Genomic DNA, 11,649 nt, shown 5'->3' with positions numbered 1-11,649 from the left:
AAGTCGTACGTCACCGGCGACATCGTCCGCTACACGGACGGCAAGACGTACATCGCCGAGCACGACAACCCCGGTTACGACCCGGTCATCAGCACCTGGTTCTGGGAGCCGTACAACTGTGACGGCGGCGGTCCGACCACGCCCGTCGGCAACTTCGTCGTCAGCGAGGCCCAGTTCAACCAGATGTTCCCGAGCCGGAACTCGTTCTACACCTACCAGGGCCTCGTCGCGGCCCTGAACGCCTTCCCGGGCTTCGCCACCACCGGCAGCGACACCGTGAAGAAGCAGGAGGCCGCGGCCTTCCTCGCCAACGTCAACCACGAGACCGGCGGTCTGGTCTACGTGGTCGAGCAGAACACGGCCAACTACCCGACGTACTGCGACTGGAGCCAGTCCTACGGCTGCCCGGCCGGCCAGGCGGCGTACTACGGCCGTGGCCCGATCCAGCTCAGCTGGAACTTCAACTACAAGGCGGCCGGCGACGCGCTCGGCATCGACCTGCTGCACAACCCGAACCTGGTGCAGACCGACGCGGCGGTCGCCTGGAAGACCGGCCTCTGGTACTGGAACACCCAGTCGGGTCCGGGGTCCATGACTCCGCACAACGCGATGGTGAACCAGGCCGGGTTCGGCCAGACCATCCGCAGCATCAACGGCTCCCTGGAGTGCGACGGCCGCAACCCGGCCCAGGTCCAGAGCCGCGTGGACGCCTACCAGCGCTTCACGTCGATCCTCGGCGTGACGCCGGGCGGCAACCTGTCCTGCTGACCCACCTCGCTCGCACACCGCGGCCGCGGCCCCCAGGGGTCGCGGCCGTGGTGCGTCACGGCGCCGTGACGTCGTGACGTCGTGCACCGGGTACTCCAGACCGCGAAAGCGGTACACGCGGCATGCCCCCACCTAGCATTGGGGAGTGCATCGTGTCATCGTGGATGCCCTGGCCCAGGGCGAGTTGAGGCCCTTGCGCGCGTGGCTGGCCGCACATCAGGTGGAGACCGACCGGCTCGTCGATCTGCCCCAGCGGGCATCCGCCGTCGACACCGAACAGCCTCCCCCGGGCGACGGAGCGGCCGACCGCGCCGAGATCGCGTCGGCGGAGATCCTCGCGCAGTGGTCGAAGGCTTCGGCGGTGCCGGGCGGCGTGCCGCTGTTGCTGCTGCTGGTTCTCATCGCCGTGGAAGCCGAGTGGAACATCTCGTACCACTTCCGGCCCCTGCACGACACGCTGGCCGGCGCCGCCCGGTGCATGCGTGATCACGGCGCCACCCTGGACGCCACCGACCGGACGGCCGCACGGGCGGTGGTGGCGCTGATGGACAGCGTTGCCGCGCAGATCGACGCCGAGAACGCAATGATCACAGGCCAGTTGGCCCCCCACGAAGAGGCCATGAGCACGGCTGCGGCAAGTGCTCGTCGAGCCGCGGAACTGGCGCGGCGGGCGGCTGACGAGCATCCGGACGTGAGCCGGTACATCATCATGCGGGCCGAGGAGATCGAGGTCTGCGGCCTGGCCGTGGCCCGCGCGGTGCGAGGACTGCGCCGCTTCCTCGATGCGGGTGAGCCGCTCGACGAGGTCGCGGCGGAGATCGAACTGGCCGAGTCGTCCGACGCGATCGCCTCGTCCGGGTACCAGAGCGAGCTGCGTGCCCACCGTCTCGCCCTGCTCTCCCTGGAGGAGAGGAGGAACGATCCGTGGCTGCGGATCGACCGGGGCCGGATCACCTACGTCTATCCGTTCGCCGTACGCCGTACCGCGCCCCGCGAGGTGGTCGAACGGGTCGGTGCGCACGGCTCCGGCTGGCGGCTGGGCGGCGCGGCGGTCCTGTCCGTCAACAACTCGCTGAACCTGGACGACGTCTGGAACGGCTCGGACGCGTTCAACCGCCGTTACGGCGGGGCGCTCGTCGAGCTTCCCGACGTGGCGGTGCGAGGTTCCGACGGGCAGCCGCTCGGGAACCTGCATGCCGAGATCCGCTTCTCCAGACTCGGCAACCACTACGTACGGTTCACCGCCGACATCGCCGACGTCACACCGGCGGAGCTGCATTCGATGATGCTGCGGGCGGCACCGGAGTTCGGCCATGTACGCGTGTCGTTCAGCGGGTACGAGGGCCGGGCCTGGGAACGGCTCGCCGCTCTCGCGACCGACCTGACCGAGGACGTCTGCGCACGGCTGGCCGAGAGCGCCGAAACTCCGGAACTCCCGCGGCCGGAGCCCAGTCCGGGGATGTTCCATGTCATCGTGGCCGTCAACGCGGCTTCCACCACACAAGGGCCGGCCAGGTCCGCCCCACGCCACGAGACGCGCACGGCACGGGAGTTGCTGGCGGCGATGGGGGCGCAGGTGCTGACGAGCCCCGTCACGCCGATGGTCGGTTCCCTGGCCGAGTGGGGGCGGTACGTCCGCGAGAGCGACCTGATCGCCGACATCACCGGCTCGACCGGGGAGAAACTCCTCCGCACCTCCAACACCACGGCGATCGCCGCGCCCGGAATGGCGGCCTTCACGCAGACCACCAAGGTGACCGTCGCGGAGTTCACCGCCTCCCTCGACGGCCTCTTCGCCGGATGGTCGCTCGAGCTTGTCGATCACTACCGGCGCGTCGAGGAGTTCAGGGTCCGGGTCGACGCGGTCGAGCGCGAACAGAGCGGCAGCGCCGCCGCGTTGCGCGCCCTCGCACGCGAACTGGACCTGGAGAGAACGCGCCTGAACGACTTCTCCACGTCGGTCAGATCCACCATCACGCTGATCAGGTCGCCCTCCCTGGTGTCGTCCCCGGTGGTCGCCGACATCATCCGGCTCGTGCTGGACGGTTCGAACTTCCGCGAGCGAGTGACGGAGCTACAGGCGCTCATCGAGGACGTGGCGCAGGACCAACTCGGCTCCAGTATCGAGAAGTTGGCCCGACGGCGAGAAGAGCGGGAGGCGCACGAGGAGGAGCGGCGGGAGACGAGGCAGCGGGCCAAGCTCGAAGTGATCCTCGCCGTGATCGCGGCCGCCGGGATGTCCGGTGTGGTCCAGGTTCTGCAGGCGGGATTCTTCGAGTCCGTCAAGGCCGCGGCATGGGCCCTCGCGAGCGTCGCCACGATCCTCGTACTGGCCGTGATCGTCGGAGGCTTCTTCTGGCCGAGGAGAGACTGAGGCCTGCCTCACGAGCGGTGGGGGCGCCGACGATCACGCCTCACCGGCGAAGTTCAGATCGTTGTCCCGCTCCTCGACGTCCGCTGTCGCCACCCCCTGGGCCTCACGCCACGGACGGGCGATCGGCTGGGAGACGGTGCGCCACCAGGGGTCGGTGGGGAGGTGGCCCGCCGGTTCGAAGGGTTCGCCGGGGCGGGGGGACGCGATCGGCTGCGTGACTTCCATCGCGGCGTCGCGAGTCCACTCCCCCGGCTCGGCCCAGGCGTGCATCGCCAGGTTGAAGGTGCCCCAGTGGATGGGGAGCACGACGCCGTGGGGGGTGCCGCCCTGGAGGTCGAGGTGGGCGCGGAGGCCCTCTTCCGGGGTCATGTGGATGTCGGGCCAGTACGGGCTGTAGGCGCCGATCTGGATCATGGTGAGGTCGAAGGGGCCGTAGGCGGTGCCGATGTCCTGGAAGCCTTCGAAGTAGCCGGTGTCGCCGCTGTGGTAGACGCGGTGTTCGTCACCGGCGACCACCCAGGAGGCCCAGAGGGTGTGCTGGGTGTTGCGCAGGCCGCGGCCGCAGAAATGGCGGGCCGGGGTGGCGGTCAGGGTGAGGCCGCCGACCTTGGCCGACTCGTGCCAGTCCAGTTCGCGCAGGCGGTCCGGGGAGACGCCCCAGTGTTCGAGGTGGGCGCCCACACCCAGCGGGACCGCGAACAGCGTGTCCGTGTCGGCCAGCGCCTTGATCGTGGGCATGTCTAGGTGGTCGTAGTGGTCGTGGGAGATCACCACGACGTCGACCGGACCGAGCGCGGCCAGCGGCAGCGGCACCGGGTGGAGTCGGCGCGGGCCCGCGAAGGGGAACGGCGAGCAGCGCTCACCCCACACCGGGTCGAACAGCACCCGCTGCCCGTCGATCTCCACCAGCACACTGGAGTGGCCCATCCACGTCACCCGCAGCCCCGTGGCAGGCGGCGCCGCCAGGTCGGCCAGGGTGGTGGGGTGCACCGGGATCGTCCCCCGAGGGGCGCGCGCGGGGCGGGTGTCCTTGTCGAAGAACGCCTTCGCCAGGTCCAGCGCGGAGCCCGAGGGCCGCGTGCTCGCCGTACCGCCCGGGTTCTGGAAGACGCCGTCCTTGAAATGGGGCGACCGGCGAATGCGCGCGAGGCGCTCACCGCTCGGTTCCGCGCCGAAGGCCGCGGGCTGTAGAGCACGGAGCCCTTGGCTCTGGGAACGCAGGCCGGTCACGGTACCTCCAGGTGGCGGCGGATCGGTGGTGCCCCATTATGGGCGGCACCCCCGGCGCACGGGTTTGCCGGGGGCTGAGTGACTCAGCCGGGACAGGGAAACGTCCGGTGCGGCGTCGCTATTCCCGTCCCGGCGCGGATTTCCGTCCGGACACCGGCCCCCGAACCCGATCCCTCCCTGCACCGGCCCCCGATCCCAAGGAGCACCCCCTTGACCACCCCCGCCCCCTTGATCTCCCTCACCTGGACCGACCACGTCACCGGCCGCCGCGGCTTCCTCGTCGTCGACCGGCTCGTACGGGGTGTCGCCAGCGGGGGCCTGCGGATGCGGGCCGGGTGCACGCTGGAGGAGGTCACCGGGCTCGCGCGGGGCATGACGATGAAGGAGGCCCTGCACTACGACCCGACGAGCCGGTACGTCCCCCTCGGCGGGGCGAAGGGCGGCATCGACTGCGACCCGCGCGACCCGGAGGCGTACGGGCTGCTCGTGCGGTACCTGCGTGCCGTGCGGCCGTACATCGAGAGCTGCTGGACCACCGGCGAGGACCTCGGGCTCACCCAGGACCTGGTGGACCGGGCGGCGGCGGAGGCGGGGCTCGTCTCCTCGGTGCAGGCCGTGTACCCGTTGCTGGACGACGAGCCCGCCGCCCGCGCCCGCCTCGCGGCCGCCTTCCAGGTCGAGGTGGACGGGATCGGGCTGGACGAGCTGGCGGGCGGCTGCGGGGTCGCCGAGGCATGTCTGACCGTGCTGGACCGTGCCGGAACACCCCGTCGCGGTACGCGAGTTGCCCTGCAGGGGCTGGGCACGATGGGCGGGGCCACCGCTCGGTTCCTCGCGCGGGCGGGCCTGACCGTCGTGGCCGTGGCGGACGTCAAGGGGACGATCGCCAACCCCTCGGGGCTCGACGTGGAGGCGCTGCTGGCGGCGCGGGACGCCCACGGGACCGTCGACCGGGCCGTGTTGCGGCCGGGCGACCGCGAACTCCCGGGCGATGCCTGGCTGTCGGCCGACGCCGAGGTGCTGGTGCCCGCCGCCGTGTCGTACGCCATCGACACCACCCACCAGGAACACATCAGCGCACGCTGGATCGTGGAGGCGGCCAACATGCCCGTGCTGCCGGAGGCGGAGGCCGCGCTGACCGCGCGCGGGGTGTGTGTGCTGCCCGATGTGGTGGTCAACTCCGGGACGAACGCCTGGTGGTGGTGGACCCTGTTCGGCGACATAGGCCCCGACGCCGAGGAGGCGTTCGCGCATCTGCGCCGGTCGATGCGCGCGCTGACCGGGCTGATGCTGGACCGCGCGGCGGCGGACGGTACGACCCCGCGGGCCGCCGCCCATGCCCTGGTGGCCGACCGACTGCCGGTGATCGCGGAGCGGTACGGCTGGTATCGCTGAGGAGTGGTACGGCCGGCATCGCCGAGCGGGGCCCGGCCCCCCGTCGGGGCGGGTGGGTACGGCGCACATGTGGTCGGCACCTATGTGTGCCGACCACATGTGGACGCGAACCTGCCCTCACACCTTCGCAGCTTCACGCCACCGAAGCGATCCGCATCTTGATGTCCGCCGGTGACAGCCTGCCCTTCGCCGTCACATGGTCCCCGGAGGACTCCCCCCGCAGCCTGCGGCCGATCCACGGCACGAGGTGCTGGCGGGCCCAGTGGACGTCGTCGCGGCGGATCTCCAGCGTACCCCGGGGCGGGAGCGACGGCCACGCCTGCTCCGGGTCGGCCGGGATCCGCACGCCGAGGGCCTGGCCCGCGCGCAGGGCGACCCGGGTGTGTCCCTCGGGCGAGAGGTGGAGCCGGTCGTCGTCCCATGCCCTGCGGTCCTGCACGGACTTGAGGGACCACAGGTCGAGCACGGGGCAGTCGTACCGGTCGGCGATGGCACGGACATGCCCGTTGTAGGTCGCGATCTTGCCGCGCAGATGCTTGAGCAGCGGCACGCCGCGCGTGTCGAAGCCGGTCGCCACGAGCACGGTGCCCGCCGACGCCGCGAGCAGCGCCACCGCCTGCTCGAACCGCTCGGCCACCTCGTCCGGGTCGGTGCCGGGGCGGATGATGTCGTTGCCGCCGGCGCAGATGGACACGAGGTCCGGGGCGAGCCGGGCGGCCTTGGGCGCCTGGTCCGCCGCGATCTGGTCGAGCAGCTTTCCGCGCACCGCGAGGTTGGTGTACGTGAAGTCGCCTTCGGGCCGCCGGTCGGCGAGGAGTACCGCGAGCCGGTCGGCCCAGCCCACGAACGCCCCGTCGGGGCCGGGGTCGCCGACGCCCTCGGTGAAGCTGTCCCCCACCGCCACGTACGACCCGATCATTGATGTGTTGTCACTCTTCGAATCGTCTGCCACATCGCACCATGATTCACCTTCGGATGTGACTTACGCGACCGTAGGCAGGGGTTGACGAACGGTGAGATAAGCCACTCTTAAAGAGTTTGCCAATCACGGAATAGGCGCGGCCGATCAAAAGCTGGGTGGAAAAGCGGTCGGAAAGCCCCTCCGAAAGCCCTGCTGAAAGCCCGTCGGAATGGGGCACCGAAAGGGGCGTCTTCGCAGCTCCGGTGCCGGGGCGGGCGCGGACCCGGGCGCGGCGGAGGCGATGTCGTATCGTCGACTCAGCGCCCGCCGCCGAGCCGCGCGGTGGGGCCGACCTGGAGGAGCACCCGTGACGCAGCAGGTCCCGTCGACCGAGCCAGAACTGGCCGCCGTGCGCAATTTCCGCGATGTGGGCGGACTGCCGACCGTGGACGGACGGCGGGTACGACACGGGGTGCTGTTCCGCAGCGGTCATCTCGCGCACGCGACCGACGAGGACGCCGCATTTCTCGCGTCGCTGGGTCTGCACACGGTGTTCGACTTCCGCAACGCGGCCGACCGGCGCCTCGAAGGCCCGGACGTGGAACTGCCCGGTGTGCGGAATGTGAACCTTCCGCTGAGCGACCCGGCCGACGGCGCCGAGTTCTGGAAGCTGGTGCGGGACGGGAATCTGGACCAGCTGCGCGGCATTCTCGCGGGCGGCAAGGGCGCGGACCGCATGGTCGCCTCGTACCGGAAGATCGTCAAGGAGCGCACGGCCGAGCACTCGCGGGTGCTGCACGCGCTGGCCGAGGACAGTGTGCCCGCGCTGATGCACTGCGCGGCGGGCAAGGACCGCGCCGGGATCTCGGTCGCGGTGACGCTGCTCGCGGTGGGCGTGGAGCGCGACGCGATCACCGACGACTATCTGATGTCCAACGCCAAGCACCGTCGCTACAAGGTCCGCCGCAGCGGCAGCCCCGACACCGCGTACACGCCCGAGGTCATGGAGTTGCTGAGCCCTCTCTTCGACGCCCGCGCCGAGTACCTCGCGGCGGCCTTCGACAGCATCGAGGAGACCTGGGGCGACGTGGACGCCTATCTGGAGCGGGGCCTGAAGCTGGCCGACGGGACACGGGAGCGGCTGCGGGCGCGCCTGGTCGACTGAGGACGCGCCCGGGACCCCGCCAAGGGCACGCCCCACTCGTCGGACACGCCCCGCGCGAGCGGCCCCGCTCACCTCATCCCTTCGCCCCCAGCGAGAACAGCAGGAACAGGAACGCGGCCAGTACGTGCCCGAGGGCGACGTACACCACCAGCCGCACCCACAGCGAGCGCGGAAGCTTCTCCTCGTAGTCACTCATGACGGCCCTCCGGTCGGGTGCCCCAGGCACAGCGCGGCCGTGGGGCTCTGGAGCAGGGTGTGGACGAACAGCAGCTCGACCCCGCCCGGGTCCTCGGCGGTGAGCCGGTGCGGGGTGAGCGAGTCGAAGTGGGCGCTGTCCCCGGGCGCGAGCAGATGGCTGCCGTCGCCGAGGCCGAGCCTGAGGCGGCCCCTGAGGACGTACAGCCACTCCTCGCCGGGGTGGACGCGCACGATGTCGGGCCGGGTGCGGTACGGGATCTGCACGCGCAGCGCCTGCATCCCGCGCCCGGAGGCACCGGCCTGGAAGTAGGTCCAGCCGGCCGCGCCGGTGGGCTCCATGTCGGCGGCGCGTACGATCGCGTCACGGTCGGCGGTGGTCTCGCCGAGCAGCTCGGAGACGGTCGTACCGTAGATGCGGGCGAGCGCGAGCAGCATCGGCAGCGAGGGCTGGCGCTGGCCGGTCTCAAGGCGGGAGAGGTGGGCCGGGGAGAGCCCGGCGGACCCGGCCGCGGCCTCCAGGGTGAGCCCGGCGCGACGGCGCAGGGCCCGCAGTTGCGGCGCCACGGCGGGCAGGTCGTCCCCCTGGCCCGCCGGTGGCACGGCGTCTGAGGCGTTCATGCCTCCATTGAGCCGCATTTTTGCCTGTGCGGCAATTTTCTTGCCTCAGAGGCAAAAAGCCGCGACCCAACCGGCGAGCCTCGGCGCAGTGTCACCGCCCCGAGGCTCAGCGCAGCGTCACCGCCCCGCCACCGCCTGCTTGATCAGCGTCCGTCCGAAGTCCCACATCAGCCCGCCCCCGCTGTGCGCGTCGTCCATGACCGCCGTGAACGCCTCCACGAACCGTTCCACGTCCGCCTCGTCGATCACCAGCGGCGGAATCAGCTTGATCACCTCCAGGTGATCGCCGGATACCTGGGTGAGGATGCGGTGCCGTTGCAGCAGCGGTACGACGACCATCTGCGCGAAGAGCCCCTTGCGGGCGGCCTGGAGCATGGTCCAGCGCCCGCGCAGCTTGAGCGAGTCGGGCCGCCCGAACTCGATGCCGATCATGAGCCCGCGCCCGCGCACGTCGGCCAGCAGCTCGTACGTGTCGGTCAGCGCGGCGAGCCGGGACTTCAGCAGCTCGCCGACCGTGCGGGCGCGGGCGACGATCTGCTCGTCCTCCATGACGGAGAGCACGGCGAGTCCGGCGGCCATGGCCTGGGCGTTGGAGCCGAAGCTCGCGGAGTGCACCAGGACGCGGTCCATGGAGGAGTAGACCTTCTTGAAGATCCAGTCCTTGCCGAGGGTGGCGCTCACGGGCACATAGCCGCCGGAGAGTGCCTTGGCCACGCAGACCAGGTCCGGTTCCACGCCGTCCTCGTGCTGGTAGGCGTAGAAGTCGCCGGTGCGGCCGAGTCCGGTCTGCACCTCGTCCGCGATGAGCAACGCCTTGTGCTTGTGCAGGAGTTCCTGCGCTGCCCGCAAATAACCCGGGGGTGCCTCGTGCACTCCCTTGCCCTGGATCGGCTCCACGACGAGGGCGGCCACGTCGCTCTTCTTCAACTCCCGCTCCAGAGCGTCGAGATCACCGAGGGGTACGGCGGTGTCGGGCAGCAGGGGTGCGAAGCCGTCGCGGAAGCCGCGCTCGCCGTTGACGGAGAGGGAGCCGGTGGTGAGGCCGTGGAAGGCGTGGTCGCAGTAGAGGATGCGGGGGCGCCCGGTGGCGTAGCGGGCGAACTTGAGGGCGGTCTCGACCGCTTCGGTGCCGCTGTTGCCGAAGAACACCCGGTCCAGGTGCGGGCTGTGGGCGAGGAGCCGTTCCGCGAGGAGTCCCGGCAGCGGCTGGCAGTCGAAGCGGGTGAGGTCGGCGAGGTCGAGGTCGAGCACGTCGTGCAGGGCCTTGCGGACGACCGGGTGGTGGCGGCCGAGGCCCATCACGCCGAACCCGGCGAGCATGTCGAGGTAGTCGTTGCCGTCGGCGTCGTAGAAGTGGGCGCCCTCGGCCCGCTCGTAGACCTTGTCGAAGCCGATCGTGTGCAGCATGCGCGGGAGTTGGGGATTGAGATACCGCGCGTGCAGGTCGTACCGTTCGGCGCCGCGCTCGGCGAGGAGGGCGCCGAGATCGAACTCCGTGCTCATTCAGCTCTCCTGTTTCTCCTGACCCGGACGTTTCTCCTGACCCGAACGCCGGTGTACGTCGTACGCGGCAAGGCTCCCGCTGATCCGCCCCGCGATCTCGACCGGCGTCAGCCCGATGTCCGCCAGCACCTCGGACCGCTTGGCGTGCGCGAGGAACTGCTCCGGGATCCCGAACCGCCGTACGGGCACGTCCACGTCGGCGTCCCCGAGCGCGAGCGCCACGGCCGAACCTACGCCCGCAGCACGGCTGTTGTCCTCGACGACGGCCACCAGCCGGTGTTCTGCGGCGAGTTGGGGCAGTGCCGGGTCGACGGGCTTGACCCAGCGGGGGTCGACCACCGTGCAGCCGATGCCGCGTGCCGTGAGCAGGTTCGCCACCTGGAGGCCCACGGACGCCATCACCCCGACGGCGACCAGCAGCACTTGGGGCTGTTCGTCGCGGTGGAGGACGTCCATGCCGCCCACCTGCCCGACCGCCGGGATCTCGGGCCCGACGGACTCCTTGGGAAAGCGGACCAGCGTGGGCGCGTCGTCCACGGCGACGGCTTCCCGTAGCTGCGACCGGAGTTGGGCGGAGTCGCGCGGGGCGGCGATGCGCAGTCCGGGGACGACCTGGAGGACGGACATGTCCCACATGCCGTTGTGCGAGGCGCCGTCGACGCCCGTGACCCCGGCCCGGTCCAGGACGAAGGTGACCCCGCAGCGGTGCAGGGCGACGTCCATGAGGAGCTGGTCGAAGGCGCGGTTGAGGAAGGTGGCGTAGACGGCGACGACGGGGTGCAGTCCGCCGGTGGCGAGTCCGGCGGCGGAGACGGCCGCGTGCTGTTCCGCGATGCCCACGTCCCACACCCGGTCGGGGAAGCGCTCGGCAAAGCGGCCGAGGCCGACGGGGTGCAGCATGGCCGCCGTTATGGCGACGACGTCCTCGCGCTCCTCGCCGATCCGGACGATCTCGTCCTCGAACACCGAGGTCCAGGAAGGCCCGTTGGAGGGGGTGAGCGGCGCGCAGGTGAGCGGGTCCATCACGCCGACGGTGTGGAAGTGGTCGGCCTCGTCCGCGAGGGCGGGCGCGTAACCCCGGCCCTTCTCGGTGATGCAGTGGACGAGGACGGGACCGTGGAAGCGTTTCGCACGGCGCAGCGCTGACTCGACGGCGCCGATGTCGTGGCCGTCGATGGGGCCGACGTACTTCAGGCCCAGGTCCTCGAACATGCCCTGGGGCGCGAAGGCGTCCTTGAAGCCCTTCTTGGCGCCGTGCAGGGCCTCGTAGACGTACTTGCCGACGATCGGGGTGCCCCGGATGACCTGCTTGCCCCAGGCGAGGGCCTGTTCGTAGCCGTCGGTGGTGCGCAGGGTGGCGAGATGGTTGGCGAGGCCGCCGATGGTGGGGGCGTAGGAGCGTTCGTTGTCGTTGACGACGATGATGAGCGGACGGTCCTTGGCGGCGGCGATGTTGTTCAGCGCCTCCCAGGCCATGCCGCCGGTCAGCGCGCCGTC

At 70.8% G+C, this 11,649-nt stretch carries 10 protein-coding genes; 4 read left to right on the top strand and 6 right to left on the bottom strand.

The window, feature by feature from the left end; all coding sequences use genetic code 11:
- Both GTW40_RS03875 and GTW40_RS03870 read left to right on the top strand, forming a co-directional pair.
- Positions 1–768, top strand: a 768-nt coding sequence (locus GTW40_RS03875; RefSeq protein WP_161178733.1) for a chitinase, incomplete at its 5' end; no start/stop codon positions are given.
- Between the two features lie 145 nt (positions 769–913).
- On the top strand, positions 914–3,142 hold the full coding sequence (locus GTW40_RS03870; RefSeq protein WP_161178732.1) for a hypothetical protein: 2,229 nt from the start codon (positions 914–916) through the stop codon (positions 3,140–3,142).
- A 33-nt stretch (positions 3,143–3,175) separates the two neighbouring features.
- On the opposite strand, the gene GTW40_RS03865 is transcribed toward GTW40_RS03870, so the two are convergent.
- On the bottom strand, positions 3,176–4,372 hold the full coding sequence (locus tag GTW40_RS03865) for an MBL fold metallo-hydrolase (protein WP_161178731.1): 1,197 nt from the start codon (positions 4,370–4,372) through the stop codon (positions 3,176–3,178).
- Between the two features lie 210 nt (positions 4,373–4,582).
- Here GTW40_RS03865 and GTW40_RS03860 point away from each other — a divergent pair, with 210 nt between their 5' ends.
- The gene (locus GTW40_RS03860) at positions 4,583–5,767 is read left to right on the top strand and encodes a glutamate dehydrogenase (protein ID WP_161178730.1); all 1,185 of its coding nucleotides are present in this window, start codon (positions 4,583–4,585) and stop codon (positions 5,765–5,767) included.
- 133 nt (positions 5,768–5,900) lie between these two features.
- Here the strand turns inward: GTW40_RS03860 and GTW40_RS03855 are convergent, their stop codons facing one another.
- Positions 5,901–6,686, bottom strand: a complete 786-nt coding sequence (locus GTW40_RS03855; RefSeq protein ID WP_161178729.1) for an SGNH/GDSL hydrolase family protein — start codon at positions 6,684–6,686, stop codon at positions 5,901–5,903.
- Between the two features lie 349 nt (positions 6,687–7,035).
- Here GTW40_RS03855 and GTW40_RS03850 point away from each other — a divergent pair, with 349 nt between their 5' ends.
- Complete coding sequence (locus GTW40_RS03850) at positions 7,036–7,833, top strand: tyrosine-protein phosphatase (RefSeq protein WP_161178728.1); 798 nt, start codon at positions 7,036–7,038, stop codon at positions 7,831–7,833.
- Between the two features lie 73 nt (positions 7,834–7,906).
- On the opposite strand, the gene GTW40_RS03845 is transcribed toward GTW40_RS03850, so the two are convergent.
- The 4 genes from GTW40_RS03845 to GTW40_RS03830 all read right to left on the bottom strand — a co-directional run.
- Positions 7,907–8,029, bottom strand: a complete 123-nt coding sequence (locus GTW40_RS03845; RefSeq protein ID WP_018546801.1) for a DUF6126 family protein — start codon at positions 8,027–8,029, stop codon at positions 7,907–7,909.
- Positions 8,026–8,649 carry an XRE family transcriptional regulator gene (locus tag GTW40_RS03840; RefSeq protein ID WP_161178727.1) on the bottom strand — a complete coding sequence of 208 codons (624 nt, stop codon included), beginning with the start codon at positions 8,647–8,649 and terminating at the stop codon, positions 8,026–8,028. Before GTW40_RS03840 ends, GTW40_RS03845 begins: the two co-directional genes overlap by 4 nt.
- A 117-nt stretch (positions 8,650–8,766) precedes the next feature.
- Positions 8,767–10,152, bottom strand: coding sequence for an aspartate aminotransferase family protein (locus GTW40_RS03835; RefSeq protein WP_161178726.1), 1,386 nt, complete (start codon positions 10,150–10,152; stop codon positions 8,767–8,769).
- The coding region (locus tag GTW40_RS03830) for a 1-deoxy-D-xylulose-5-phosphate synthase N-terminal domain-containing protein (protein ID WP_161178725.1) at positions 10,153–11,649 on the bottom strand (1,497 nt) is incomplete at its 5' end.

The sequence above is a fragment of the Streptomyces sp. SID4985 genome (genome assembly GCF_009863025.1).
GTDB lineage: Bacteria > Actinomycetota > Actinomycetes > Streptomycetales > Streptomycetaceae > Streptomyces.
The sequence above is the reverse complement of the archived record's forward strand: the minus strand, read 5'-3'. Positions and strand labels throughout refer to the sequence as shown.